26 protein-coding genes and 1 tRNA gene are annotated in these 25,203 nt (G+C 53.9%); 13 read left to right on the top strand and 14 right to left on the bottom strand.

The features are described 5' to 3' along the window. Position 1 precedes the first annotated feature (1 nt). Genes F4Y39_15045 through F4Y39_15035 form a run of 3 tightly spaced genes read right to left on the bottom strand, consistent with a single transcriptional unit; the run spans position 2 to position 4,333 of the window. Positions 2-1,780 carry a beta-glucuronidase gene (locus F4Y39_15045; GenBank protein MYC15035.1) on the bottom strand — a complete coding sequence of 593 codons (1,779 nt, stop codon included), beginning with the start codon at positions 1,778-1,780 and terminating at the stop codon, positions 2-4. A 13-nt stretch (positions 1,781-1,793) separates the two neighbouring features. Then, on the bottom strand, positions 1,794-3,239 hold the full coding sequence (locus F4Y39_15040; GenBank protein ID MYC15034.1) for a sulfatase-like hydrolase/transferase: 1,446 nt from the start codon (positions 3,237-3,239) through the stop codon (positions 1,794-1,796). Positions 3,240-3,295: 56 nt separating this feature from the next. Then, positions 3,296-4,333, bottom strand: coding sequence for a hypothetical protein (locus tag F4Y39_15035; protein MYC15033.1), 1,038 nt, complete (start codon positions 4,331-4,333; stop codon positions 3,296-3,298). A gap of 53 nt (positions 4,334-4,386) precedes the next feature. Here F4Y39_15035 and F4Y39_15030 point away from each other — a divergent pair, with 53 nt between their 5' ends. Beyond that, entirely contained in the window at positions 4,387-5,802 is a 1,416-nt protein-coding gene (locus tag F4Y39_15030) for an arylsulfatase (GenBank protein ID MYC15032.1), read from the top strand. A 173-nt stretch (positions 5,803-5,975) separates the two neighbouring features. Here the strand turns inward: F4Y39_15030 and F4Y39_15025 are convergent, their stop codons facing one another. The 3 genes from F4Y39_15025 to F4Y39_15015 form a co-directional block, all read right to left on the bottom strand. Next, positions 5,976-6,839 (bottom strand): sugar phosphate isomerase/epimerase, encoded by an 864-nt coding sequence (locus F4Y39_15025; GenBank protein MYC15031.1) that lies wholly within the window; start codon positions 6,837-6,839, stop codon positions 5,976-5,978. 11 nt (positions 6,840-6,850) lie between these two features. Beyond that, a complete protein-coding gene (locus tag F4Y39_15020) occupies positions 6,851-7,585 on the bottom strand; it encodes an SDR family oxidoreductase (GenBank protein ID MYC15030.1) in 735 nt (244 codons plus the stop codon). 123 nt (positions 7,586-7,708) lie between these two features. Then, a complete protein-coding gene (locus F4Y39_15015) occupies positions 7,709-8,209 on the bottom strand; it encodes a GNAT family N-acetyltransferase (GenBank protein ID MYC15029.1) in 501 nt (166 codons plus the stop codon). A gap of 117 nt (positions 8,210-8,326) precedes the next feature. Here F4Y39_15015 and F4Y39_15010 point away from each other — a divergent pair, with 117 nt between their 5' ends. Then, positions 8,327-9,088 carry a formylglycine-generating enzyme family protein gene (locus tag F4Y39_15010; protein MYC15028.1) on the top strand — a complete coding sequence of 254 codons (762 nt, stop codon included), beginning with the start codon at positions 8,327-8,329 and terminating at the stop codon, positions 9,086-9,088. Positions 9,089-9,112: 24 nt separating this feature from the next. Here F4Y39_15010 and F4Y39_15005 read toward each other — a convergent pair whose 3' ends face one another. The 7 genes from F4Y39_15005 to F4Y39_14975 form a co-directional block, all read right to left on the bottom strand. Further along, positions 9,113-9,490 (bottom strand): type II toxin-antitoxin system VapC family toxin, encoded by a 378-nt coding sequence (locus F4Y39_15005; GenBank protein MYC15027.1) that lies wholly within the window; start codon positions 9,488-9,490, stop codon positions 9,113-9,115. Further along, the gene (locus F4Y39_15000; GenBank protein MYC15026.1) at positions 9,480-9,725 is read right to left on the bottom strand and encodes a type II toxin-antitoxin system Phd/YefM family antitoxin; all 246 of its coding nucleotides are present in this window, start codon (positions 9,723-9,725) and stop codon (positions 9,480-9,482) included. The genes F4Y39_15005 and F4Y39_15000 overlap by 11 nt, the downstream gene beginning before the upstream one ends. A gap of 148 nt (positions 9,726-9,873) precedes the next feature. Next, positions 9,874-10,617: a PEP-CTERM sorting domain-containing protein gene (locus F4Y39_14995; GenBank protein ID MYC15025.1), complete on the bottom strand. Its 744-nt coding sequence runs from the start codon at positions 10,615-10,617 to the stop codon at positions 9,874-9,876. A 7-nt stretch (positions 10,618-10,624) separates the two neighbouring features. After that, complete coding sequence (locus F4Y39_14990) at positions 10,625-12,577, bottom strand: hypothetical protein (protein MYC15024.1); 1,953 nt, start codon at positions 12,575-12,577, stop codon at positions 10,625-10,627. A gap of 22 nt (positions 12,578-12,599) precedes the next feature. After that, complete coding sequence (locus F4Y39_14985; protein ID MYC15023.1) at positions 12,600-13,337, bottom strand: SDR family oxidoreductase; 738 nt, start codon at positions 13,335-13,337, stop codon at positions 12,600-12,602. Between the two features lie 22 nt (positions 13,338-13,359). After that, on the bottom strand, positions 13,360-14,484 hold the full coding sequence (gene dgoD / locus F4Y39_14980; GenBank protein ID MYC15022.1) for a galactonate dehydratase: 1,125 nt from the start codon (positions 14,482-14,484) through the stop codon (positions 13,360-13,362). A gap of 19 nt (positions 14,485-14,503) precedes the next feature. Beyond that, entirely contained in the window at positions 14,504-15,325 is an 822-nt protein-coding gene (locus F4Y39_14975; GenBank protein ID MYC15021.1) for an HAD family hydrolase, read from the bottom strand. 163 nt (positions 15,326-15,488) lie between these two features. On the opposite strand from F4Y39_14975, the gene F4Y39_14970 reads away from it, so the two are divergent. The 11 genes from F4Y39_14970 (at position 15,489) to F4Y39_14920 (ending at position 24,178) form a co-directional block, all read left to right on the top strand. After that, complete coding sequence (locus tag F4Y39_14970; GenBank protein MYC15020.1) at positions 15,489-16,154, top strand: hypothetical protein; 666 nt, start codon at positions 15,489-15,491, stop codon at positions 16,152-16,154. 48 nt (positions 16,155-16,202) lie between these two features. Next, positions 16,203-17,510 (top strand): citrate synthase, encoded by a 1,308-nt coding sequence (locus F4Y39_14965; protein MYC15019.1) that lies wholly within the window; start codon positions 16,203-16,205, stop codon positions 17,508-17,510. Positions 17,511-17,539: 29 nt separating this feature from the next. Then, positions 17,540-18,499 (top strand): protein-methionine-sulfoxide reductase catalytic subunit MsrP, encoded by a 960-nt coding sequence (msrP, locus tag F4Y39_14960; protein MYC15018.1) that lies wholly within the window; start codon positions 17,540-17,542, stop codon positions 18,497-18,499. 138 nt (positions 18,500-18,637) lie between these two features. After that, the gene (locus F4Y39_14955; GenBank protein ID MYC15017.1) at positions 18,638-18,850 is read left to right on the top strand and encodes a hypothetical protein; all 213 of its coding nucleotides are present in this window, start codon (positions 18,638-18,640) and stop codon (positions 18,848-18,850) included. A gap of 15 nt (positions 18,851-18,865) precedes the next feature. Then, positions 18,866-19,450 (top strand): redoxin domain-containing protein, encoded by a 585-nt coding sequence (locus F4Y39_14950; protein MYC15016.1) that lies wholly within the window; start codon positions 18,866-18,868, stop codon positions 19,448-19,450. A 68-nt stretch (positions 19,451-19,518) separates the two neighbouring features. Then, on the top strand, positions 19,519-20,490 hold the full coding sequence (selD, locus tag F4Y39_14945; GenBank protein MYC15015.1) for a selenide, water dikinase SelD: 972 nt from the start codon (positions 19,519-19,521) through the stop codon (positions 20,488-20,490). Positions 20,491-20,492: 2 nt separating this feature from the next. Next, positions 20,493-20,590: transfer RNA gene (locus F4Y39_14940), tRNA-Sec, on the top strand. A 70-nt stretch (positions 20,591-20,660) separates the two neighbouring features. Then, positions 20,661-21,554 carry a hypothetical protein gene (locus F4Y39_14935; protein ID MYC15014.1) on the top strand — a complete coding sequence of 298 codons (894 nt, stop codon included), beginning with the start codon at positions 20,661-20,663 and terminating at the stop codon, positions 21,552-21,554. A 19-nt stretch (positions 21,555-21,573) separates the two neighbouring features. Further along, on the top strand, positions 21,574-22,473 hold the full coding sequence (locus F4Y39_14930) for a hypothetical protein (protein MYC15013.1): 900 nt from the start codon (positions 21,574-21,576) through the stop codon (positions 22,471-22,473). An 8-nt stretch (positions 22,474-22,481) separates the two neighbouring features. Then, positions 22,482-23,441, top strand: coding sequence for a 3'(2'),5'-bisphosphate nucleotidase (locus F4Y39_14925; protein ID MYC15012.1), 960 nt, complete (start codon positions 22,482-22,484; stop codon positions 23,439-23,441). Continuing rightward, positions 23,441-24,178, top strand: coding sequence for a M14 family metallocarboxypeptidase (locus F4Y39_14920; GenBank protein ID MYC15011.1), 738 nt, complete (start codon positions 23,441-23,443; stop codon positions 24,176-24,178). Before F4Y39_14925 ends, F4Y39_14920 begins: the two co-directional genes overlap by 1 nt. A gap of 39 nt (positions 24,179-24,217) precedes the next feature. On the opposite strand, the gene F4Y39_14915 is transcribed toward F4Y39_14920, so the two are convergent. Continuing rightward, positions 24,218-25,203, bottom strand: a 986-nt coding sequence (locus F4Y39_14915) for a sulfotransferase (GenBank protein ID MYC15010.1), incomplete at its 5' end; no start/stop codon positions are given.

Below are 25,203 nucleotides of genomic sequence, written 5' to 3'. Positions count from 1 at the left end.
ATTACTCCTCTTCTATCGCCGCGGGGGCGCCGAAGTATTTTTTCAGGCGTTTTGCGTCGAATTTTTCCCGGCGGTCATAGGTGTAGATGCCGTTTTGTTCTTGTTCGATGTCGGTGAGTTGTGTGTAGCAATACCCCGCGATGTTGGGGTGGTTGAGGAGTATGGCTGTGAGTTTTTCGATGCGGTGATACACTTCTTCGATGTCGGTGGGGCGCTTGCCATAGCCCCAGCTGCTTTTGCGGTCTGCGTCCTGTTCTGTTTCGACGGCATTGGGGTCCCACCATGTGCCGCCGTATTCATCGACGACATAGGGTTGTCCCTGATAGGGCACATTCAATTCGGGGAAGCGGATGGGTGTGTTTTTCCAGTCGTTAGGGGATACAGCGGCATAAGTTGCCTGGAATTTGACGGGGTCCTGTTCGTAGTCGTGTACGGTGTAGATGTCTGTGCAGACGTGTACGTAGCCGCTGGTGTCGTGGCAGGGGCGTGAGGGATCGAGTGCTCTGGTGAGGTCGTAGGTTTCCTGTACGGCCCGGCGATGCGCTTCAAAGTGGTTGGTCGCGCCTCTCCGGGTTTCGTTGTATGGGGTCCACGCGAGGATGGAGGGGTGGTTGAGGTCTCGCTGGACAATTTCTCGCCATTCGCGCTGCTGGTTGTGAATAGATTGGGGTGAGCCGAAGTTCATGCCCCAGTCGCAGTATTCGCCCCAGGTGAGATATCCGAGTTTGTCGGCCCAGTAGTGAAAGCGTTCTTCGAATACTTTCTGGTGCAGGCGCGCGCCGTTGAAGCCTACTGCGAGCGATTTTTCGATGTCGCCTTTGAGCATTTCGTCGGATGGGGCAGTCCATATTCCGTCGGGATAGAATCCCTGGTCCAGTACAAGGCGCAGGAAGATGGGGGTGTTGTTGAGGTAGAATTTGTGCCCTTCGATGTGAAATTTTCGCAGGCCGGCATAGCTGTTGGCTGTGTCGATGGTGGTGTCGCCGTCGCGGAGTTCAAAGCGGAGGTCGTAGAGATGGGGGTTGTCTGGCGACCAGGGTTGCGGGTTTTTGATGCGCAAGGACATGGCAGTGCCGCTCGTGGCGGGCATGGTGGAGACCGCGACTTCTTCTTTGCCGTTGAGGAGGACGGCGCGAAAGCTGTGTCCGCGATGCGCGTTTTTGAATGTGGGGGTGAGTACAAAGCGGCTGCTGTCGAGGTCGGGTACGATGCGTACCGTTTCGATGCGCGATTCGGGTACGGCTTCGAGCCAGACGGTTTGCCATATTCCCGTGATGCGCGTGTAGTGGCAGCCGCGGGAATAGAGGTCGGGGCATTGTTTGCCCGATGGCTGGTCGCCAGAGCGCGTGTCGTCATTGGCGCAGACGACGAGGTTGTTCGCGCCAGACGTGAGCGCGTCTGTGATGTCAAATGTGAAGGATGAACTGCCGCCGTAATGCTGTCCGATGAGCCGACCGTTGACCCAGGCTTTGCAGTGGTAATCGACCGCGCCGAAGTGCAGGAGTACGCGCTTGTCCGTCCATTCGTCGGGGATGTCGAGGGTTCTGTGATACCAGACCGAGGGCATGAAGTCCGTATTTTGTATGCCCGAGAGGCTGGATTCAGGACAGAAGGGGACGGTGATGGCGCGGTCTAATTCAGCGGGATTTTGGGGCCAGCCTTTGGCTTCGCCGGATTTTCCAGAGTCTATGGCGAAGTTCCAGGTGCCGTTGAGGTTCAACCATGTGTTGCGCTGAAATTGCGGACGGGGGTGTTCGGGGCGCGGTTGTGTTTCGGACATGCAATGCTCCTTATTAAAATCCCGCTTCTCTCGGGGGCAGGGGATCAACGGTCCAGGCCATGCGGTCGGCAAGGCGGGTCATGAGGTCGAGGCGCACGGTGGTGTAGTTGGGGTTGTTCCACTGGTTGTGCGTTTCAGTGGGGTCGGTTTCGAGGTCGTAGAGTTCGCCTCCGCCAGTGCCGTGTGCGGCGACGAGTTTGTAGCGGTCGGTGCGGACCATGGTGGCATGGGCTGGCGGATTTTTGTGGCCCTGCATGGCGTTGTAATATTCGCAGTAGATGTCGTCGCGGTGCTGGTTGAGGGGCGCGTCACCTTTCAGGATGGGTTGGAGCGTGCGGCCCTGCATGGCGGGATGGCGGTCGAGGCCGACCCATTCGAGGATGGTGGGCGCGAGGTCAACGAGTTCGACGAGTGCAGATGATCGCGAGCCGTCGTTGCGAAGGCCCGGTCCTGAGATGAGGAGGGGGACGCGCACAGCGGGTTCGTAGAAGAAGGGACCTTTGAGGTAGATGCCGTGGTCGCCTAGCATTTCGCCGTGGTCAGAGGTGAAGATGATGTATGTGTTGTCGCGTTGACCGGTTTCTTCAAGGCAGTCGAGCAGGTGTCCGATCTGCCGGTCGATGACATCGACCATAGCCCAATACGCCGCGGTGACCCAACGGTGATCGGTGTCGTTCATTTGGTCGTACGCATACATGCCTTTGCCGCCGTAAGAGCCGCCGTGATCAATGCGTTGCCAGATGGGTTTGTCGTGGAGTTCGCCTTCGGTGTAGTTGGGCAGGGGTATGTCGTCGATTATATCGCGGTAGCGTTCGAGGTCTTCGCGCGGGGGATCAAAGGCGTGATGCGGGTCAAAGGGGTTGAGGGAGAAGGTCCAGGGCATGCCTTCTTCAGCGCATCGGCGGATGAAGGTGATGGCGCGCTGGATGCAGTAGGTGGTCTGGCTGTGTTCTTCAGAGGGGAGTGTCTGTACGTATCGGGAGTCGGGGAAGGGTTGGACATCGCGTTTTAGACCTTTGTCGTGCAACCACTGGTGATAGTCATTGGTGGGCCATCTGGGGGCGGGGTCGTGCGACCAGAAGAACTGGTCATAGCCGTCGTCTATGCGGCGTTCTGTGCCGTGGCACGCGCTGGGGTTGCAGACCGAGATGTGGAGTTTGCCGGATAGGCCACATACGTATCCGGCGTCGTGGAGTAGTTTGGTGACGGGGATTTCGTCGCCGGGTATGGATTGGCCGTTTTGTCGGCAGCGCGTGGTGCGCGGGTAGCGTCCGGTGAGAAAGCTGGATCGGCTGGGCGTGCAGACGGGACTTTGCGAGAAGGCGGTTTCGAAGAGGACACTTTGTTCGGCGAGGCGGTCCAGGTTGGGGGTATGTACATAGGGGTTGCCATAACAGCCGAGGGTGTCAAAGCGCTGCTGGTCGGTGCAGATCCAGAGGATGTTTGGTTTGTTGGGCATGAAGACCTCGTATTATACACAATAAAAGAAATGATGTTTTTGCGTTCAGAAAACAATCACGCGCTGATTGCCAGTCCAATGCCTTTTTCTCCGCCACCGGCGTAATAGAGATAGAGTTTTTTATCGTGAAATATGGGAAAAGGATCGCGCACATTTTGCTTTTCCCATTCTCCCTGGGGTGTTAGGATTGTGCCGTGTTTGTGAACAGGGCGTACTGCCTGGCCGTTGATTTGTAATGTGGCAGCGAAGATGCTTTCAAAGGTTGCATTGATGTTGGCAAAGCAAGAATAGGTCGCCAGGATGTGTGTGTCGTCGATGAGCGTGCATCCAATATGGCGAATGCGCTGGTGTTCCCCATATATTTCTTCGGCGGTGAGGATGGCACCGGTTTCGTCGAGGGTCCAATCTAATCCGTCGGGCGAATAGGCATGGCCGATGCTTGTGGGATGGGGGCGACCTCTCCGTTGTTCTTTGGGAAGTTTTTTGGTTTCATTATTGTAATCCGCTTCTTCTCGGCTCATGGTCATGAAGAAGCCGTGGCATCCGTTTTCTGTGGGCACGACGCGCAGATACATGTTGGTGGCCGCACGCCAGTGATCGGGTGTGGTGATGGGGAGGAGGAGGGGGTCGGGGTGTATGTCGAAGTGGATGCCGTCGGTTGAGGTGGCGGCGCCTGAGTTTTGAATGCGGCGATAATAGTGGGTGGGCATTCGGCGGTTTTGTTCTTCGAGGACTTCTGGCGGACAGCCGCCGTGGTAGTAGAGGATGAAGCGGTTGTTGTAATAAATGATTTCGGGCGAGCTGAGGTGACCCTTGACGGCGGGGCAATTGTCGATGTGGAGGACGGCTTCTTTTTGCATTGTCCAGGGGCCTTCGAGCGTTGGCGCGGTTGCAAAGCCGATTTCTCTGCCGCCGTGTGAGGCGAGATACATGTAGTAGCGATCAATGGAGTTGTCCAGTTTGTCGCTCATGTCGATGACGCTGGGAAACATGATGGATCGCTTTTTTTTGTAGTCCCAGGTGATGTCTTCGATGGTCAACAGTGGATTGGATGTGTGGCGCTGGAGTGTTTGGAGAAAATGAGGTTGTGTCATGGTGTGGATGGGTGTATTATGGTGATCATGATTTTTGTGGCTTTTGAATAGACATGATGAAGGGAGTTTGTATGATGCGCAAGCCAAATATTATCTACCTTTTGGCAGATGACTGGGGATATGGAGATGTGAGTTGTTTGAATCCCGATTCGAAGATTCCAACGCCGCATACGGATCAACTCGCGTCTGAGGGGATGATTTTTGCGGATGCACATAGCAATTCTGCGGTGTGTACGCCCACGCGCTACGGGGTGATGACGGGGCGTTATTGCTGGCGGTCGCGGTTGAAGCGCGGGGTTTTGAATGGGTATTCCGAGCCGTTGATTGAAGATGGGCGGATGACTGTGCCATCGCTGTTGCGCGATGAGGGTTATACGACGGCGTGTGTGGGCAAGTGGCATTTGGGGTTGGGCTGGCAGGTACGAGATGGGGCGGAGAGGATGAATGGAGAGACGGTGGATTTTTCCGCGCCGTTGACGGACGGACCCCATACGGTGGGTTTTGATTATTCGTTTATTATTCCGGCGTCGCTGGATATGGCTCCGTATTGTTATATTGAAGATGGGGTGGTGGTGGAGCAGCCGGTTGAGGAGACTGCGGATTCGCCGAGGCCAGAATTTTGGCGCGGGGGTGCGTGTGCGCCGGGGTTTATGCATGATACGTGTTTGCTGGAGTTGACGATTCGCGCCGAGGGGTTTATCAATCAGCACGCGAAGGAGAATGGGGATAAGCCGTTCTTTTTGTATTTTCCCGCGCCTTCGCCGCATACGCCGCATTTTGCGCGGGGGCGATTTGCAGGGCGAAGTCAGGCGGGGGAATACGGGGATTATGTGACGGAGCACGATTGGAGTGTTGGACGCATTTTGTCGGCGGTGAAGCGCAGTGGGTTGGGAGATGATACGCTGATTATTGTGACGAGTGACAATGGCTGTCACGAAGAGCCGATAGGGTTGAAGGAGAAGTACGATCATTTGGGGAATTATATTTATCGGGGGCAGAAGTCCGATGCGTGGGATGGCGGGCATCGCATTCCGTTTATCGCTTCGTGGCCGGGGGTGATTGAGCCGGGGTCGCGTTGTGATAAGACGGTGTGTTTGACGGATTTGCTGGCGACTGTTGCCGGCATTTGCGATGTGGAGTTGCCAGGGGATGCGGGTGAGGATAGTTATGATATTTTGCCGTATATGCGAGGCGATCAGGAGGATACGATTCGGGAGGCGACGGTGCATCATTCGATTAGCGGGGAGTTTGCGATTCGCAAAGATCAATGGAAGCTGGTGACTTGTCGCGGGTCGGGGGGCTGGAGTTTGCGGGAGGCAGATGTGCCAGAAGATGCGCCGCCGATGCAGCTTTACGATATGGTATCCGATCCGGAGGAGCAGTATAATTTATTCTGTGAAGAGTCGGAGGTGGCAGAGGAATTGCTGGGGATTTTAGATCGGTATCGGGAAGGAGATAGGAGTACTTGAGAGGAGGCGTTATGGAACAGAAAGATGTTTTGCGGTTGAAGGTGATAGAGATTTTGCGCCGTTATCATAAGGTGCAACAGTATTTTCACATGATGCGAGAGTGGAAAAAACGCTGGATTTCTCCGAATTGAATGGTTTTTGCGGCGTCCGATCTTTTGATTGGACGCCGTTTTTTATGTTATCGGAACACCGGCACGGGTGGCGATGGCGCGGGTGTTGGCTGCGGCTTCGGGTATGAGGTCGGGTTTGAGGTGTTCGATGAGGCCGTAGTTGTTGGGGTGGTGGTTCTGAAAATGCCGGAAGCAGTGGGCGAGGTCGAGTTCGCCATTGCCAGGTACGGTTTCGTCGAGGTGGACCACAAGTCCCTTGCCGATGGCGATGTCTTTGATGTGCATGACCGGGGAATAAGCGCCCATTTGGGAAAAGATGTGGTCCAGGCGGTCAGTGCTGGCATAGACCTGGCTTAAGGTTTCAAAGTGGTTGACGTAGTCCATGACCAGGCGCAGGTTGGGCGATCCGACGTTTTTGACCATTTTACGGCAGGTTTCCGGGTTTTTGAGGATGGAGACGAGGTGGGTTTCCATGACGACTGTGACGCCGTTTTGTTCGAGGGTGGGGGCGATTTCTCGCAGGGTTTCAATGAGGCGATCCCATGCTTCTGGTGTGTGGTTTTGGCGATGGGGCGTCCAGCTTCCGGCGGGGTTGCGGCTGCCCGGGCGCAGGAGATAGGTTTGTGCGGATAGGCCTGCGGCGATTTCTGTGCCTTTTTTCATTTTGTGGATGATTGCGTTTCGGATTTCTGGATCGGGATCAAAGAGGCATTCGGGGTATGTGATGGAGAATTGTGCGAGGTCGAGGTTGTGTTCGGCAAAAAGTGCGCGGCACCGGTCTGTGTCGGCGGTTGTGATTTCTTCGCAGAGTTCTGCGGGAAAGTGAAAGGCTCCGCCGGTGAATCCGAGGTTTTGGATGGTTTGAAGATGTGGCGATTGCAGGGTGCGAAAATCCCTGGGCAAGAGGCCAACAACACCTAAGCGCATGGTCTGGTCTCCTATCGCGTGAAGATGCTGCCGCGAAGATAATCGGCTTCGTCAGATACGAGGAAGGACAATATTTTTCCCACGCCTTCGGGGTCGCCGAGTCCGGCTGCCATTTTTGAGATGTCGCGCCCCGCGGCGTCGGCTTGTTTTTGTACGACGCGCATTTTGAGTGGTGTTTCGATACCGCCCGGGCATACGCCGTGGACGCGGATGTTGCGGTTGGAAAGTTGGGTTGCCAATACGAGGGAGAGGCCGTGGACACCGCCTTTGCTGGAGCCATAGGCGACGGATGAGCTGCCACCTCTGACGCCCGCGCCAGAGGCGATGAGTACGATGACGCCTTTGTTGGCTTTTTCCATTAAGGGTACGGTGTATTTTGAGGCGAGAAAGCTGCCTTTCAGATTGATGTCTATGACTCTGTCCCAGGTAAATTCATCAAATTCATCGACCGGGACGAGCGCGCCTTCGAGGATGCCAGCGGCGTTGATTAAGCCGTCGATGTGTCCAAGGGCATTGCCGATGTTTTCAAAGAGTGCGCGTACCTGAGTTTCTTCTTTTATGTCTGCGTGATATCCCGCTGCATTCCCGCCCGCGTTTTCGATTTCTCTAACTGTGCGGTCCACCCCCGCTCCGTCCAGATCTACGACGGCTACGCGCGCGCCTTCCCGGGCACAGCATCGCGCTGCCGCCTGCCCTATGCCCGATGCACCACCCGTTACGACGATGTTTTTGTTTTGTAGTCTCATGGGTTCTCCTTGGTTTGTTCGCGTGTTGTAGGGGACGGTTCCCGTATAAAGGCACTACGGGACAGGCTCCCGTTTGTCATCGCGGCAGGGTTTTGAGCCGCGATCCAGAAGGTTTTGGTGTCACTACTCATGGTCAGCAGTCTCTATGTGATAGACTTCCATGCCCCGTGTTTTGTAATTTTGCAGTGCATGTGGATGGTCAAGGGTGCAGGTATGCACCCATACTCTTTTTGTTTTTCCCCATTTCCAGGCGGATTTTATTGCATGAGATAAGAGATAACCTCCAAAGCCCTGTCCGATGAATTTGGTGGCCAGACCAAAATAGAGGATTTCGACGTTGCCATCGTCTTGCTTGTGGAGTTCATAGTATCCTGCGGGCGCGCCTTTGTACTGGGCAAGCCATGTTCTCAGGTTGTCGTTTTCTACGTGCGCTTTCCATTGTTCATCTGACCAGGAGAGTTTGTTCGTCCAATCCCAGGGTCCGCCTATGAATTGATATAGAAATTTGTTAAATTGATATTGTTTGATTTCGCATTCATGTACTTGCAGTCCGTTCGATTCTGTTTTTTCGTTGAGCGATGAAGGCGATTTCATTTCGAGATAATATGTGGTGACTTTGTTCATGCTTTCTCCAATGGACTACTGTTTATCCAGATTTCAGACGCAAAAATACACGCGATTTTGAGAACAAACAACCTCTTTCGGATGCCGCTGTTTTAGCGGTCTCATCAGGAGGCTGAGATGAGCGATGTTTTGAAATTTTTGTGCGTGCTCATTGGGATGGGGCTGATAGCTAATTGTGGCGATGATTATCCCGTTCAGCCAGAATCTGAGGACGAGTTGGTTGAGGAGATGGTCGAAATTCCAGCGGGCGAATTTGTGATGGGTACCAATGAGTTTGGGCGGGATGAAGGTCCCGAGCATGTGGTATTTCTGAATGCTTTCTGGATTGATCGCTTTGAGGTGGTGAACGCGGATTACAGATTATTCGTTGCGACGACAGGACGCGATCCTTCGGCGTGTGCCGATTCTGTGGGGTTTAATGCCGCGCGGCAACCAGTGGTTGGTGTGACCTGGTTTGATGCACAGGATTTTTGCGCGTGGGCAGGTAAGCGGTTGTGTTCCGAGGCGGAGTGGGAAAAGGCCGCGGGTGGCGATGGACGTATTTATCCCTGGGGCAATGAGGATCCCGATCCGACGCGGTTGAATTTTAATGGGCATGTGGGCAAGCCCTCGACTGTGGGTAGTTTTCCCAATGGTGTGAGTCCTTTTGAGGTGGCGGATTTGTCGGGTAATGTGTGGGAGTGGGTGGCGGATTGGCACCGCGTGGATTATTATCGCAATAGTCCGCGGGAAAATCCCCAGGGACCAGAGAGCGGGGGCTTGCGCGTGATGCGCGGCGGCAGTTGGGTAAATGGCGCACCAGCCGTGCGGGTGCAGGAGCGCGGACGTCTCAATCCCAGGTGGCAGGGGAAGGGGATCGGGTTCCGATGTTGTCGGTAGCAGTTTAAAGATGGTCGTCAGAGGTCAAGGACGAAATATTTTTAGATTGAGTTCGTTGATTTGGCGGTAGTGTTTTCTATTGGCTGTACAAAGGGTTAAATGGTGTTCAATAGCTGTTGCTGCAATCAACGCATCTGCCATATACAGTGCTGTCTTAAGGGTATATTCTTCCATATATACAGATGCTCTATGTCCGATATTTTCAGTGAGAGGTAGGGTCTGAAAGGCGTGATCAGTGAGAAAATCCTTGATCTTTTTTAATTCCTGCCGATTTCTCGCACCCTGGATAAATTCCATATACGTAACAATTGATATCTGACGATCATCGATACTTTCAACGAGTTTTGCAGCCCCTTCATGGCCTCTGAACACCCATATCACAACATCGGTATCAAAAATCATTCAAGCGGCCTTTTCTCATATTGCGGACGTAAGCATCGACATCTGCCATATCTTTTCTGTCTCGCCACATCCCAAAAGCTTCATGGTCTTTTACAGATTTGTTTGTTTGCTTTCGGGTGGGAGACAGGATGGCTTTTTCCTTGCCTCGATAAAAAATGGTGACCGTTTCGTTGCGGTCAAGTGCGAGCAAGACATCTTTCATGCGTCGTCTTAAGTCGAGAATAGATGCTTTCATAATTCCTCCTTAAAGTGTACACATAATGTGTGCACTTTAAGATAAAATGTCAAATAGTTTTCATTCTCTCGTCGAAGGAGGCGAGTTTTTCGCCTATTGCCAGGATGTTGGTATTATGTATAATTCGGTATTGAGTGCCCGCGCAAACCTAATCCATACCCCCGTTACCCGGCCCGAGAAGTGAAGCTCCCGAGTTAGAGGATTCCATTATTTTGAGTGTGTAAGCAATGCGGGCGTAGTAGAATGTGCTCAGTCCCTCAAAGCCAGAGTCGGTACCGACGATCAGCCAGAGCCCGCCCTTGCTATCAGTGGTGACATGCACTGGATTGTCGGCATTGTCAAGAGACTTGAGCCGAAACTCTCTGCCGACAACCTCGGGATGGGCGACGTTTCCCAGAACGACCATGGACGCGCCGCCGTTGGACTGGTTTCCCTTGTCGATGTTCAGTCTGAGGTTTGCCCCCTCTGCTACGGGTTCAACGGTAGATGCGCCCGCTTTTACGTACACGCTCTCGCCGGGAGAGCCACCGATACCAACTAAGTTGGGCGGAACATTGGTCGCCAGGTCGAGGGACGCGAATACCGCGTAGGTCGCATCTGCCTTGAGCCTGTCAATCCGCCTCTTGAAAAACATGAAAAGGTCGTCGCTGCGATTGTGTCCCTGTATGTAGAGACCATTGCCTTCGAGACCTGGTGGCAGAGGGCGATAACCGGAGTCGAGTTCGTAGATCGATGGCTCGAAGTTGGCGGGAAGGTCGGCAAATCCGGCTGTCCAGCCTTCGGCATCACTTTGAAAAGTAAAGCTGAACTCAGCCTCGGTTGCACCCTTCGTGGAGGTACAGGATGTAATCGTCAGATAGGCGAAAAGAATAAGAGCAAATTGTTGTGTCATGTTCTCTTTATTCAGGTCGTTCCCGCACCATCTCATGACCTTCCAAAATATCGTAGGCAACCGCACCCTGGCTCTGGTCCGGTGGGGCGATGCCGAAGATGTGGCAAAGCGTGGGGACGACGTCTGCGGCGTGGATGTAGCCGAGTTTGTCGGTGGGGCGTTCGTAGCCTTTTTTGATGCCGGGACCCGATAGGAAAAAAGAACCAAAGCTCGATGAGATGTCGCTGCATGTGGGGATGAAGCCGCCGTGGTGTGCGCCGAAGACTTCGGGTGCGCCCACGCAGCCGCCGCCCACAATGCCTTTCCACTGGCCGTAGTAGCCGCTGACGAATCCGTGATCCCATGCGAAAATGACATCGCCGCACTGGTCGCCCCATTGCCCGAGTATGTACGCGTCGCGTCTGGGCAGGGCGATGGCAACGACATTGCGGCCGATTTCTTCATCGACCCAGGTGCGAAGGGCGAGGAGGACATCGCGTTCGATTTCGTCGAATTTGGGACCGGGTTCGGCGTTGATCCAGATGTCGAATCCCTTGTCGTCTTTGAGGTAGGCGCGGGTTTTTTCAAAGTCGATTTCTCTTTCGAGGACTTCATCGCGCTCGACGCCGTCGCTGGCGTCTTCTTTCAGGACGGTGAATCCTGTGTCGTGCAGGAATTTTCGGATATTGGCGATGCGCACATCTGGCGATGCGCCGTGATCGGAAAGCACGCCGACGTATGTGGTGTCATCGGCGGCATCCCACATGCGTTTTAAAATTTTGTCGCCAACGATATAGGCTTTGCGGAAGAGGTGCATGACGTCGTCGGCTTTGTCGGGATCGTAAGCCGGGCAAACCGGATCGACGCCGTCGAGGTGAATGTGGTTGATGTAGTCGTAGAGGTGCCAGTGACAGATAAAGAAACTGGCATCTTTTTCGTGGAGCATGTAATTGGCGACATCGGCAAACCAGAGGCCCTGATATTCGCATTCTTCAAGGGCGGTGTCATAGTCGGTCATGCCAGATGTGTAAGGGGTCATTGAGGCGTGTTCTTGATAGGGGCCAAATCGCTGGATGAGTTCGTCGGCGAGGTCATCCGGATATGTGAAGCCGTCGCTATATGTGATCTGAGAGCGGTAGAGCTTGAGATGAGAGCCATCGGGTTCGAGTTCGAGAAGTTTGAAGCGCACAGAGGCGCGTTGGTCGCGGCCTTCTATGGAGAAGGGTTCGATGGCCCAGTTGCTCCACGATCCCGTGCTGGTTTCGGCGATGTGGTCGCTGCCATTTTGGGATCGGCAGACGCGCAGGGTGTCGTATCCGCTGTTGGCACTGGCGAAGACGAGCAGGTGAAAGCGGTTGATGTCGCCACCGAGGCGCGCGTGGATTTCAATGGTGGAAGCGAGGGGCGGGGCAGCGCTTTGTGGAAGATTGGTCCAGCCATCCGCAGGCGATAGTGCGGGGATGGGTTCTATGCTTCGCTGTCTCCGGCGCACGGCTGTGCCGTCGTGGTCCATTTGTACGATTTCTTCGACGTGCTCGGCGGTGGTATAAGCCTGTGCGGCGGCGATTTCATAGTCGGTGCTGGCGTGTCCGGGGTGACCAAATCCGTCGATTACATACCCTTTTTCCACGCCTGATGGATGCGCTGCCGGATAGTGCAGGGCAACGCCTTTGAGGCCTTCGCGTTCGAGGGCGTTCCACAGGCGCTGGGCATTGTTGGCGCGGCCGTGAAAAGAGTTGATGCGTTCGCCGGGACCTACTTCGACGCGCCAGCGCGTGACGCTGTGGGTGCCGGTGTGCGCGCCAGTGGAGAGGGTTGCCCAGTTGGTGGGTGTCCAGACCGGGAAGGAGGGGAAGGTTTCGTTGACTGCGCCCTCGTCGAGCAGGCGTTTAAAAGTTGGGATAACGCCTTCGTCGGCAAAGTATTTCATCATGGGGGTGATGAATCCGTCCATGCCATAGGCGATGATTTTTTTTGACATAGTTGTTCCTTTTGGGATGAGGTTAAATCGGGCGACGGGTCAGGCTGAAGGTTTGAGCGGTCGGTCCCCCGTCGGGTTGGGTGGCTAAGAAGAGCGCGAGTGGGACGACGTCTTCGGGTGCTTTGACGACTTCGCTGGGGGCGAAGGGTGGTGGACCGCCCACTCTCATGCGACCGCCGGTAAGATGTGTGGCTACCGGCCCGGGGATGAGTTCGTTGACTGTGATATTGTGTTCCCAGACTTCTTCTGATAGACATTGGGTGAACATCCACATGCCGGCTTTGCCAACGTGATACGCAGAATTGCTCGCTGTGGGGCGGTGGCCCATGCCCGATCCCACGTTGATGACTCTGCCACCGCCGGAGTCAATCATGAGGGGTAGCAGGGCGTGCGAGACGAGGTAGGCGCTGATGCAGTTTACCGTGACGTCTTCGATCCAGACATCGGGATTGCTGTCGAGGATACTGTTGCGCTCTATGCCGCCGCCCGCGTTGTTGACGAGGATGTCCAGGCGGTCAAATTTTCCGCGGACTTTTTCTGCCAATGCATCTACGCTCTGGCGGTTGGTGACATCGGTGGGTACGGACAGAACTTTGCGACCGAGGGCGCGAATTTCTTCGGCAACGGCGTCGAGTTGTTCTGCGGTGCGTGCGGCGAGTATGAGGTCGGCTCCCTCTGTGGCAAAGGCGATGGCAATAGCGCGACCAATACCCCGCCCACTGCCGGTGACGAGCGCGACTTTTCCGGTGAGTTGTGACATGCGGTCTCCTTAAGAAACTATTTTACCAATCAACGACCGATCCGTCATCGGGATGAAGGGATCTTTGATTGGTCCAGTCGTGGCCAATTTTGTCTTCCATTTTGTCGTCGTCCAGTTCAATGCCAAGGCCGGGACCTTTGGGCAATTCGACGTAGCCGTCTTTGAATTGGAACGGTTCTTTGAGATAGTCTTCGCCAAACATGGTGTGTTCTTGCGCGAGAAAGTTGGGTATGCTGGCGTCGAGCTGGATGCAGGCGGCTAATGAAATGGGGCCGAGCGGACAGTGCGGGGCAACGGCTGCGTAATAGGATTCTGCCATGCCTGCGATCAGACGGGTCTCGAAGATGCCGCCAGCGTGTGACAGGTCGGGCTGTATGATGGAACAGGCGCGTTTTTCGAGGAGGTCGCGGAAGCCCCATTTGGTGAAGATGCGTTCGCCTGTTGCGATGGGCAAGTGGGTTTTGCGTGCGAGTTCTGCCATGCCTTCTATGTCTTGACACTGGATGGGTTCTTCGACAAACATCGGCTGATAGGGTTCCAGTGCTTTGATGAGTATGGCGGCGGTTTGCGGTGATATGGCGCCGTGAAAGTCGATGGCGATGTCAAAGTCCGGCCCGCCCGCTTCGCGCATGGCGGCAAATGTTTCGACGGCGTGATCGATAAAGGCCGGGGATTCGACAATGCGCGCCGGGCGAATTTTGGCCGGTCCGGTCTTTATGGCGATAAATCCCTGCTTTTTGCGTTCTTTTACTGCGGCAGCAGCCTGTTCGGGTGTGCCTCCTCCTCCCGTGCCTTTGTACATTTTTATGCGGTCGCGCAGGGGCCCGCCGAGCATTTCATAGACGGGCATGTCTGCGGCTTTTCCGGCGAGGTCCCAAAGTGCTTGTTCGACCCCCGATAGAGCGCTGGTGAGAATGGGTCCGCCGCGATAAAATGCATGGCGATACATGGCCTGCCAGTGATGCACCACGCGACGGGGGTCTTTGCCGATGAGATAGGGTTCGAGTTCTGCTACGGCTTGAGCGCAGGTACGGGCGCGTCCTTCGAGGATGGGTTCGCCAAGGCCAATGAGGCCCTCGTCTGTGTGCATTTTGAGAAAGAGCCAGCGCGGTTTGACGAGAAAGGTTTCGAGTTTGGTGATTTTCATGTTAACTCCTTTAGGGTGGTTAATCACACAGATACGCGATGAGGGTTTTTTGCTCGCGGTATTCCGGGATGATGATATCTGCACCGACTTCGATGAGGCGGTTTCGTTTCCAGGCGTTGATGCCTTTGCGTTTGACTTCGTCTGATGCAACGCCGACTGCGGTGCCGCCCACAGCTTTTACGTTTTCGATTTCGACGTATCCATCGCCAAAACCGAGGAGTTCGGAGCCGTCTATGGCGTGGGTTTTGAGCATGTTCTGAATGACCATGGCTTTGGAAAAATTTTCGTGCTGGTCCAATGCGCCAAAGACGCGGTCTTCAAAGTAGGTCGTAAGGCCCAGTAATTCGACTTCGCGGCGGACAAAGACGAGGTCGGTGCCGCTGGCTAAATAAAGTACCAGGCCGCGGTTGGATAGATTGTCGAGCAGTGCGCGGGTATGGGGTAGCATGAGGTCATTGGGATCAATTTCGCCGGTTTCGAGGCCGCGAATGCGATGGTCTATGTGGGCGTTGAGCAGGTCGTGAAAACGCTGTTTGTAGGCGAGCGGATCGTCTGGTGTGCCACCGCGTTTTTGGATTTCTTCACAGAGCTGAATCATCTGGTAGATGGTTTGTTTGCCGGTGAGGCGGTCGATAAATTCGGTGACCAGAACGCGGTGTTCCGCTTCGGTTTCGCCGGTGTTGAGTTCGGAGAGTACTTCGACCATCATGGGGATCATGATTTCGCGCCAGCCCTGGCGAATGAGCGACAATGTGCCGTCAAAATCAAAGAGCACTGAGCGATAATGCCCCCGGGGGATGTGTGTTGCAATGATTTCAATGTTGCCGATGTGTTGACTCATAAATGTATTCCTGTTGGGCGGTGCGTCAATAAAGGGATTCGCGTTTGAAAAATCAAGTGGGTAATGATCCCGTTTTCCGACCAAATGTGTTTGAAAATTTTGGAATCTCCGTTATATTGTAACACTGGCTCAAATTGGTTTTTTAGAAAAAAAGGCGCGATGAATGCAGAGCGATAGTACGTCAGGTCATGTGGCATCGGTCCAGACGCAAAATGGAAATTTTCGGCTTGACGCGGTGACGGTTGACGAGCAGGTGCATCATGTGCTTTCTATAAATGGGTGTGTGATTGCGAGTAGCAGTTCCAATTTGGAGATCGCACTTGCCGATCTCGCGCTATCTGGCATTTCTCCAGGTCAGAGATATGCCGATGTGTTGATCGGTGGGCTTGGATTGGGCGTGACGTTGCGGCAGGTGCTGAAGCACAGGGCTGTGCAGTCCGTTTGTGTGGTGGAAATTGAACCGCAAATTGTAGAATGGAATCGCACCTTTTTGACCAATGCCGATTTGCTGAATGACGCACGAGTCGAGCTTATTGTGGGCGATTTTTGTTCTTATGTGCAGGGTTCTCCGCGCAATTATCACGGTATTGCGATGCATATTGATGTTGGGCCAGATCAGGTGGCGCGAGCAGGGAATCGTCAGGCTTACAGTTTGTCGATGTTGCGCGTGTTGCAAATGCGACTTCGGGTGGGCGGGGCACTTGCGATTTGTGGGGGTGGGGCATCTTATGAACGGGCATTGCAGCGCGTTTTTGATGCGGTTTCTGTGGCGTCCGATCCTGCAGATGAGAGCATTTCGCGTAGAGTTTATCAGGTTATAGCGCAATAGCAGAACAATTCTCCTCCAAATGGGTGGATTATGAGAAAGGGGCTTGTGATGAGCAAGGATTCACTTAAAGTTATTGATAATCGGACAGATAAAAAGTATGATTTACCTATTACTTATGGCACGTATTCTGAGGACGGTGCCCATGTGCGTTCGGCAGATTTGAACCAAATCAAGGGTTCGGATAATGATTTTGGCCTGTTGGGATACGACCCGTCGTATGTCAATACGGCGTCTTGCAGCAGTGCGGTTACGTATATCGATGGGGCGAAGGGGATTTTGCGCTATCGCGGGTATCCCATTGAGCAGTTGGTGGCGGCGTCTTCTTATCTCGAAGTGGCTTATTTGCTGGTTTATGGCGAGTTGCCCAGCCGCGATCAATTGGATGGATTTTCCGAGCAGGTAAATTCTCAAACGGTGATTTCAGACGATATTTTGTCTTTTATCGATGGTTTTCCCAAAGGGTCTCATACGATGGGTATGCTGGTGGGTGCGCTGGGGGCACTGTCGGTTTTTTACGACGATGAGGGAGATTTTGGAACCGAAGAGGCACAGATTCGTCATATTTGTCGGTTGATCGGCAATGTTGCGACCATAGGTGCTGCGGTGCATCGCCGCAGTGCTGGCTCGCCTTATGTGTCGTCAGATCCCGGGTTGGGGTTTTACGGCAATTTTTTGAATATGTTGTTTGGGGCAGAGGGGGAGGCGTACCGGGCTGATCCGGTGCTCGAGCGCGCGCTGGAAGTGTTGCTCATTTTGCACGCCGATCACGGTCAGAATTTATCTACCAGTATCATGCGGGGTATTGCCAGTGGAGGGGCAGATCCGTATTCATCTATGGCCGGTGCAGCAGCGGCGCTTTACGGTCCGGCACACGGGGGCGCGAATGAAGCCGTGCTCAATATGCTCAATGAGATCGGCTCTGTGGATAAGGTGCCGGCTTATATCGAACGGGTGGAGAACAAAGAGGTGGTGTTGCAGGGGTTTGGGCATCGGGTTTACAAGAATTACGATCCCAGGGCGGCGATTGTCAAAGAGACCGCGTATAGTGTGTTTGAGGTGACGGGTAAAAATCCCCTGATTGATATTGCGCTGGAGTTGGAGCGGATTGCCCTGCAGGAGGAGTATTTTATTTCGCGTCAGTTGTATCCCAATGTGGATTTTTATTCGGGTATTATTTATCAGGCGATTGGATTGCCCACGCGGATGATGACGGTGTTATTTGCAGTGGGACGGTCGTGCGGCTGGCTGGCGCAGTGGAAAGAGATGCTGGGGGATAGCGAACAGAAGATCGCCCGTCCGCGCCAGATTTATACCGGATCAGATAAACGCGATTATGTGGCGATGGATCAGCGGTAATTCTCCGTAAAAAAAAATGGAGGCATGCGATGGCTTTTATCCATATTCCCAAAGGCTGGCAGTTGTCCGAAGGTGAGGTTACGCCTGAAGACATTTACCTGAATCGTCGGCGCTTTATGCAGGCTATAGGTGTTGCGGGCGCGAGTGCGGTGATTGGTGCGGGTTGCGCGATGGCAGAAGATGAGTTTGAGGTGGAAGTTCCCCCGTCGCTGCCGGGTTTGTATCCGGCAAAGCGCAATGAAAAGTACACGGTGGAGCGGGAATTGACGGAGGAGAAGGTTGCCGCGCGGTACAATAATTTTTACGAGTTTACCACGAATAAGGGCAAGGTCCACGAGTTGACGGATAAGTTTGAGGTGCGCCCCTGGGAGATTGAGATTTCGGGTTATGTGGAGAAGGCCGGGACGTATGACCTGGATGATTTGCTCAAGCGGTTCGCGCTGGAAGAGCGCGTGTATCGGTTTCGGTGCGTGGAAGCATGGGCGATGACGGTGCCGTGGACGGGGTTTCCAATGAAGGCGTTGATCGATTATGTACAGCCCACGTCGTCGGCAAAATACGTGCGGATGGTGACGTTCAATCGTCCGGATCAGGCACCGGGCATCAAGACGCAGTCCTGGTATCCGTGGCCTTATTTTGAGGGCTTGACAATGGAAGAGGCGACGAATGAACTGACGTTGCTCACGACGGGTATTTACGGTCATGCGTTGCCCAAACAGCACGGGGCACCCATTCGGTTGGTTACGCCGTGGAAATACGGATATAAGAGTATTAAGTCCATTGTGAAGATCGAGTTCACCAAACGGCAACCTCCGACGTTCTGGAACAAGGTGGCGCCTGCTGAGTACGATTTTTGGTCTAATGTAAATCCCAATGTGCCACACCCGCGCTGGTCTCAGGCAACGGAGCGGTTGATCGGGACGATGGATCGCGTGCCGACCCGAATGTACAATGGGTATGGGGATTATGTGGCGCATCTGTACGGTTAGTGGAATACAATACGTGTTGCATTTCAAGCCGCTCGGTGAGATGATTGCCGAGCGGTTTGATGTTCACGGGTTCGGATACGAGATGAATACGGGCTTGCGTGTTGCACATTGTTCAAATTCTGTTAGATTGGATACGAGATGAAAAAAATAGTATTTGTATTGGTCCTGGTGATGAGTGGGGCGGCTCATACCCTGTTTGGTGAAGAAGTGCCGAATGACACTGCTGTGGGTCTGGGTATTGGGCACGCGCCGCCTGTGTTTACACTGCCGGATTTGTACACTGGGGAACTGATTTCTTCGAGTGATTTTCGCGGGAAGAAGACGGCGTTTTTTATGTGGGCGTCCTGGTGAGGGTGCCGCGCTCAGTTGCCTGGATGGCAAGCGTTTTATCAGGAGTACGGTGAGCAGGTTGAGGTGGTGGTTATTGCTCAGGATGCCCAGGGTGCCGAGGTTGCCAAACCCTGGGTTGAAAAGGCCGGTGGCACATATCGCGCATTGCTGGATCAGCACAATGCGATTGGCAAAGCGTATAATGTCAAATTCGTGCCGGTTGGGATTTTTGTGGATGAAGAAGGACGGCTTGTCCGCAGTGTTGGTAGTGTTAATATTGACAAGGGAACTCTGCGCGGAGAATTGGTCGAGTGGATAACAACAGGGGCTATTCCTGGCGCATGGCGCGATGGGGATAAGGGTGCGAAACCCCGCGCGCTGACTGCGGATGAGCAGGAGGCCGATGCGAAATTTCAGCGCGCTATCGCGTTGCTAAAACAGGGGAAGCGGGAAGACGCGATTGCAGAGTTAAAGCGCGCGTATGTTCTGGATCCCAAGAATTGGTTGATTCGAAAGCAGTTGTGGGCGATAGAGAATCCCGGGATGTTTTACGATGGCAAGGTCGATTATCGCTGGCAAAAGGAACAGATGGCGAGAGAAGATGAGGAGTTGAAAAAATGAAGTATCGCGGTAGAAGATTGACGCAGCTCGTCAGTTGCGGTGGTTGAGCATCGAAACTCGATCCAGCGGTGCTGGATGTGATTTTAAAAAAGTTGCCGCCTGTGGCGCATCCCGATTTGATGGTGGGGATGAATACGGCTGATGATGCCGGGGTGTTTCGGATTTCTGAGGATGTGGCGCTTATTCAGACGGTGGATTTTTTTACGCCTATTGTCGATGATCCGAATGCGTATGGACAGATTGCGGCAGCCAATTCGCTGAGCGATGTGTATGCGATGGGGGGGCGCCCGATTACTGCGCTGAATATTTGCGGGTTTCCGAGTGATGATGTCGCCCCAGAGGTGATTGCCGAGGTTTTAAGAGGGGCACAGGAGAAGGTGGCGGAGTCTGGCGCGGTTTTGGTGGGTGGACATTCTGTGGAGGATGTGGAGCCCAAGTTCGGGTTGTCTGTGACGGGGGTTGTGCATCCAGATGATGTGAAGACCAATGCAGGTGCCCGGGAGGGCGATCGTCTCATTTTGACCAAGCCGCTGGGTACGGGTTTGATGTCGGATGCCTATCAAAATGGCGAGATCGATGAAGATGCTTTGCAGATTGCCGTAGATTCTATGGTGCAGTTGAATCGCATTGCAGCCGAGGAGATGGTTGCATATAAAGCGCATGGGTGTACGGATATTACGGGGTTTGGGTTGCTCGGTCACGGGTTGGAGATGGCGCAGGCGAGTGGCGTCGGGTTTTGCATTCGGGCTTCTGATGTGCCGCGTTTTGATCTGGCTTTGCAGATTGCAGAGGGGCGCGAGGGCGGTGGTTTGCGGCGCAATCGGGCGGCGCGAGGGCATGCGGTGAGATTTGCCGATGATGTTGACGAGGCTTTGAGGCGTTTGTTTTTTGATCCGCAGACTTCTGGTGGCCTGTTAATTGCACTTGCGCCCGATGTGGCTGATGCTTTTCTTGGGGCATTAATTGAGCGTGGTGTGATGGCTCGAGATATTGGCGAGGTGGTTTCAGAACATCCCGGTGAGATTGAGGTACGAGCGTGATTGGGAGTGGATGGGGAACTGGTGTCCCCCGCGGGCTTCAAACCCGTTGTTGCGTGCTAACCCCACGCTTGGTGGGTTCGATTCCCACACATTCCCGCCATTTTAGATAGCGGAGAAACTTTCTGAGTTTCTCCGCTGTCTTTCTTTATGTGTGACTCCAGGAGGTATTGATGATCAAACGATTTGCTATTGCCGTTTTACTCCTCGCAGGGGTGTGTTCTCCTGCTCGAGGCTGGTTGCTGGAGGGGCATCATATTCTGACTTTGTCCGCTGTGGCGGCTTTGCCCGATGAGGTTCCCGCGTTTTTCAGGCAGGGGGCAAAGACGGTGGCGCATTTGAGTATTGATCCCGATATGGGTAAGAACCGGGGTACGCCGCAGGTGCGAGGCGCAGAGTATCCCGAGCATTTTTTGGATCGCGAGATGCTCGATGTGGAGGCGTTGCCCGAGAGTCGCTATGCGTTTGTGAAGTTGTGTTATGAGCATGGGGTGTCGCCCGAGAAGATGGGTTTTGTGCCTTATGCGGTGAATGAGTGGACAGAGCGGCTGGCGGTGGCTTTTGCAGAGTTTCGCAAGTGGCCCGATAATCCGCATATTCAGAGTAAGTGCCTGATTTATGCGGGTTTTCTCGCGCACTATGCCGAGGATATGTGCCAGCCTTTGCATTTGACGATTCACTATGATGGACGCGTGCAGGAGGGGGGCGAAAAGTTGCAGAGGGGTATTCACCTGAAGGTGGATGGCCTGGTGCAGTTTTTGAAGATGGAGCCAGGGGATTTGTCGCGCGATCAGGATGTGACGCCTTTTGAAAACACGATGTCTGAGATTATGCGGGAGTTTGAAGAGGGGTTTGCACTGGTTGATCGGGTTTATGAAATGGGACCGAATATTCCCAGATATGATGAGGAGAATTGGGTACCGAATGCCGAGGTGGTCGCCTTTGCAAAAGATCGCGCCCGCGCTGCAACGCGGTTTACCGCGCGGCTTTATTTGACTGCCTGGCGATTGTCCGAGCGTTTGGAGATTGCAGATTATGTGAAGCGAGAGGTTTGGGATGGGGAGTAGAAAAGAAAGGAGATTATCGATGCGTCGATTGGGTATGGTTTTATTGGTACTGTTTGTATTCGGGTCGTCCGCCTGGGGCTGGTGGCCGCGAGGGCATGGTATTTTGACGCGGGCGGCTGTTCAGGCGCTTCCGGCAGATGCGCCTGCTTTTCTCAGGGCTGGCGCAGGTATGGTGGCTCATGCGGCGGTTGATCCGGATGTTGCAAAGAATCGCGGTACGCTTCATCTGGAGAAGGCTGGTCATCCGGTTCATTATTTTAATATGGAGTTGTTTGAGGTGGCGGATTTGCCCGCGTCGCGGTACGCGTTTGCAAGGCTATGTGCAGAGTTGGGGAAGAGGCCAGAGCAGGTGGGTTTGTTGCCTTACGTAACAGCGGAATATACCGAGCAACTCGCTCTATCTTTTGCAGAGTTTCGCAAGTGGCCCGATAATCCACATATTCAGAATAAGTGTTTGATATACGCCGGGTATGTGGCGCATTTTGCTCAGGAAGTTTGTCAACCTCTGAATCTGACGATTCACTGGAATGGTCGCGTGGTAGATGGCAAGTCGTCGAGGACGCGTATTCACGAGAAGATTGATGGGTTGCTTCAGAATTTGGATTTGAGACCCGAAGAGATTGCCGAGGGTTTGACTGCCGCGTCCGTGGATAGTTTGATGACGGGTATTGTGGCACAGATGCACGAGAGTTACGGAGAGGTTGAGTCTGCGTTGTCTATGGAGCAGTATCTCGTTCCAAAAGATGTGGATTGGAAGAATGAGCCTGCGGTGCGCGCTTTTGCAGAGAAGCAAGCAAAGCGGGCTGCGCGCTTTACGGTTTCGCTTTATTTGACGGCGTGGAAGATGTCGGAGAAGATTAGATTGCCGGGTTGGATTGATCGCGGCGAGATGGATCATTTTGGTGTGCAAAAGAAATAGGGGTGTTTATGGGATATGATCGGGAGCGCGAGGTCGCTGTTGAGGCTGTGCGCGAGGCTGCGCGGCTTTGTGTGGATGTGCGAAAATCACTTGTTGGAGCGATGGAGAAGGAGGATCGCAGTCCGGTGACGGTTGCGGATTTTGGCTCGCAGGCACTTGTGTGCAGACGATTAAAGTCGGTTTTTCCCAATGATCCGATTGTGGCGGAGGAAGATGCGTCGGTGCTTCGGGGTGGAGAGCAAACGGCGATGCGGAAGACTGTGTGCGAGTTTGTTCGGGCGTATGCACAGGCGGATGAGGGTACAATTTGCGATTGGATTGATGCGGGTAATGGGGATGTTGCAGAGCGTTTCTGGACACTCGATCCCATTGATGGTACAAAGGGTTTTTTGCGCGGGGATCAATACGCGGTGGCGCTGGCGCTCGTCGATTGCGGTGAGGTGAAGGTTGCCGCGCTGGCGTGTCCGGCTCTGCCTGTGGATATGGAGGAGATGGAGGGCGATTGCGGGGTGTTATTTGTGGCTGTTAGGGGAGAGGGTACACGAGCGATGTCTCTTGAGGGTGGCGATGTTGCTGATGTTCGGATTGATGATCCTGCGTGGCGGTTTGCCGAGAGCGTGGAGTCGTCACACGGCGATTTCGATGCACAGGGAGCTGTGGCTCGGGCGGTTGGGATTGTTTCTCCTTCGCTCAGGATGGATAGTCAGGTGAAATACGGTGCGGTGGCACGCGGCGATGCGGCGTTGTATTTGAGGCTGCCGTCGCCAGAATATCCCGATTATCGCGAGAATATATGGGATCACGCTGCGGGTGCTCTTATTGTTGAGGAAGCCGGTGGGAAGGTGAGCGATATGTTTGGCAGGCCGCTGGATTTTGTATCTGCTGCTCAGATGGAGGACAATCGCGGGGTGGTGGTGAGTGCCCGTGAGATTCACGCGCGGGTGATTGGTGCGCTTCGGGATATGTGATGGTTCAACGGGATTACGATGCTGTTGTCAGGCGCGTGGAAGCGGTGTCTGGTGTTGATGTGCAGATATTGGGGGAGGTTGATGGTTTGCCGGTTTTGCGCGTGTCTGCTGGCAAGGGAGACGCGCCTGTTGTGTATATCAATGGGGGGACGCACGGCGATGAACCGGCTGGCGTGGAGGCTGCGCTCGCTTTTTTAGAGGGGGAGTGGGATCGCTGGGCTGATCGGGTGCGTTTTGAGGTTATTCCGTGTTTGTGCCCGTGGAGCTATGTTCACAATGCGCGGCTCAATGCACAGGAGGTGGATGTGAATTGGGCGTTTTTGCGCGATGATGTGCCCGAGATTGAGATTTTGAAGGGGTTTGTAGAAGGACGGGTTTTTGCAGGTGTGATCGATTTGCACGAGGATTGGGAGAGTCCGGGGTTTTATTTGTACGAGATGTTTGGGGTCCGAGAATCCCTGGGGCGGGCGATGGTGGCGCGGGTGGCACAGGTGTGTCCGATTAACAAACAGTCCGAGATTGAGGACGAGATTGCGGTCAATGGGGTGATTCATCCCAATATGGAGGTGTCGAGGCGAAAATATGGGGAGGGCATACCGATCGCTTTGTATCAGAGAGGCCATACAGGGCATCTGGTGACGTCAGAAAGCCCGACAGCACAGCCGATGAATGTGCGCGTTGCAGCGCATTTGGTAGCTATTGAGGTGATGGTGGAGGCTAATGCGAGGGATTTTTAGAGTAATTCATCTAAAACTGGCACATAGATTGAGGCTGGTCTATAGCTTTACTGGTAGTTCATAATTCCATTCTTCAAAGGCAAACCGCCAGGTCCGTGAAATGCGCGCCATAGCGTCAGGGTCCGGCTCGAATGTATTTTTTTGGTAGTCCGAGAGTGTGCTCAGGTACTCGATCACTGCCTGCTTTCCTCCGCTTTCCCAATCGGACAATCCGAGTGTCGCGTAGATGCGTTCCAGTTCGCGCAGTGGATCAGCTACGAGGTCCTCATACTTCACTTCTGCCAGATTGCCTTCAGGGATCAAAGCTCTGTCTTTCAGGTATTGTTCCATTAGAGCCTTGTACTCGGTGATGACGAAGTCCGAAAAATCGCCCGGATGCTCCTCCAGCAGGAACAACTCAAACATCTTTCTTAATGTATGGTTTGTCGAGTAATAGACATCGCAGGGATTTCTTGCGATATGAATGAACCTGGCATTGGGGAAAAGGCGCAGGAGGTGGGGAATTCGGCCGGTGTTGGAGGGGCTTTTGAGTACCAACTGTTTTCCACCGCCCGCAAGGGTGGCTTTTTTAATGATGTCCGTGATGACGGCATCCCAGCGCGCCTGTTGCCGCTCAGTCAGCCCCCTCAGGAAGATATATTTTTCAAAGTATTCCGTCGCCCTGGATGGGAATGTAAGGAAGTGAACGTTGGATAGCTCAGAGGAATTGGCAATCGCGAATTCCTCCTCATTGGGCAGGTCCATCTCCAGTTTGACATTATCCTGCGGACGTTTTGGATTGAGCTGTTTGGCCATGAAACGCTTGATCCAACCACGGCTGATCAGAAAGAATGTCGGGGCGATGGATTGGAACAACGAGACGATTGCGAACTGCGGATCGCGTGTCAGGAGATAGTGCAAGTGCGTCGTGCCCGTGCGGGCATGTCCAATGATAAAGATCGGTGGATGCGCGATCTTCGTCCGAGCCACAGCGCGCCCGTAGCGCATCTTTTCGATCAAGCGTAGCGGCACCATCAGGGCCGAGC

The sequence above is a fragment of the Gemmatimonadota bacterium genome (assembly GCA_009838845.1).
Taxonomy (GTDB): domain Bacteria; phylum Latescibacterota; class UBA2968; order UBA2968; family UBA2968; genus VXRD01.
Note: the sequence above shows the minus strand (reverse complement) of the source record. Positions and strands in the feature narration are given on the sequence as shown.

What these genes read in the sequence shown, in the direction of transcription:
- F4Y39_15045 (MYC15035.1), bottom strand. Translation starts at nt 1,780, where the DNA reads ATGTCCGAAACACAACCGCGCCCCGAACACCCCCGTCCGCAATTTCAG.
- F4Y39_15040 (MYC15034.1), bottom strand. Translation starts at nt 3,239, where the DNA reads ATGCCCAACAAACCAAACATCCTCTGGATCTGCACCGACCAGCAGCGC.
- F4Y39_15035 (MYC15033.1), bottom strand. Translation starts at nt 4,333, where the DNA reads ATGACACAACCTCATTTTCTCCAAACACTCCAGCGCCACACATCCAAT.
- F4Y39_15030 (MYC15032.1), top strand. Translation starts at nt 4,387, where the DNA reads ATGATGAAGGGAGTTTGTATGATGCGCAAGCCAAATATTATCTACCTT.
- F4Y39_15025 (MYC15031.1), bottom strand. Translation starts at nt 6,839, where the DNA reads ATGCGCTTAGGTGTTGTTGGCCTCTTGCCCAGGGATTTTCGCACCCTG.
- F4Y39_15020 (MYC15030.1), bottom strand. Translation starts at nt 7,585, where the DNA reads ATGAGACTACAAAACAAAAACATCGTCGTAACGGGTGGTGCATCGGGC.
- F4Y39_15015 (MYC15029.1), bottom strand. Translation starts at nt 8,209, where the DNA reads ATGAACAAAGTCACCACATATTATCTCGAAATGAAATCGCCTTCATCG.
- F4Y39_15010 (MYC15028.1), top strand. Translation starts at nt 8,327, where the DNA reads ATGAGCGATGTTTTGAAATTTTTGTGCGTGCTCATTGGGATGGGGCTG.
- F4Y39_15005 (MYC15027.1), bottom strand. Translation starts at nt 9,490, where the DNA reads ATGATTTTTGATACCGATGTTGTGATATGGGTGTTCAGAGGCCATGAA.
- F4Y39_15000 (MYC15026.1), bottom strand. Translation starts at nt 9,725, where the DNA reads ATGAAAGCATCTATTCTCGACTTAAGACGACGCATGAAAGATGTCTTG.
- F4Y39_14995 (MYC15025.1), bottom strand. Translation starts at nt 10,617, where the DNA reads ATGACACAACAATTTGCTCTTATTCTTTTCGCCTATCTGACGATTACA.
- F4Y39_14990 (MYC15024.1), bottom strand. Translation starts at nt 12,577, where the DNA reads ATGTCAAAAAAAATCATCGCCTATGGCATGGACGGATTCATCACCCCC.
- F4Y39_14985 (MYC15023.1), bottom strand. Translation starts at nt 13,337, where the DNA reads ATGTCACAACTCACCGGAAAAGTCGCGCTCGTCACCGGCAGTGGGCGG.
- dgoD (MYC15022.1), bottom strand. Translation starts at nt 14,484, where the DNA reads ATGAAAATCACCAAACTCGAAACCTTTCTCGTCAAACCGCGCTGGCTC.
- F4Y39_14975 (MYC15021.1), bottom strand. Translation starts at nt 15,325, where the DNA reads ATGAGTCAACACATCGGCAACATTGAAATCATTGCAACACACATCCCC.
- F4Y39_14970 (MYC15020.1), top strand. Translation starts at nt 15,489, where the DNA reads ATGCAGAGCGATAGTACGTCAGGTCATGTGGCATCGGTCCAGACGCAA.
- F4Y39_14965 (MYC15019.1), top strand. Translation starts at nt 16,203, where the DNA reads ATGAGCAAGGATTCACTTAAAGTTATTGATAATCGGACAGATAAAAAG.
- msrP (MYC15018.1), top strand. Translation starts at nt 17,540, where the DNA reads ATGGCTTTTATCCATATTCCCAAAGGCTGGCAGTTGTCCGAAGGTGAG.
- F4Y39_14955 (MYC15017.1), top strand. Translation starts at nt 18,638, where the DNA reads ATGAAAAAAATAGTATTTGTATTGGTCCTGGTGATGAGTGGGGCGGCT.
- F4Y39_14935 (MYC15014.1), top strand. Translation starts at nt 20,661, where the DNA reads ATGATCAAACGATTTGCTATTGCCGTTTTACTCCTCGCAGGGGTGTGT.
- F4Y39_14930 (MYC15013.1), top strand. Translation starts at nt 21,574, where the DNA reads ATGCGTCGATTGGGTATGGTTTTATTGGTACTGTTTGTATTCGGGTCG.
- F4Y39_14925 (MYC15012.1), top strand. Translation starts at nt 22,482, where the DNA reads ATGGGATATGATCGGGAGCGCGAGGTCGCTGTTGAGGCTGTGCGCGAG.
- F4Y39_14920 (MYC15011.1), top strand. Translation starts at nt 23,441, where the DNA reads ATGGTTCAACGGGATTACGATGCTGTTGTCAGGCGCGTGGAAGCGGTG.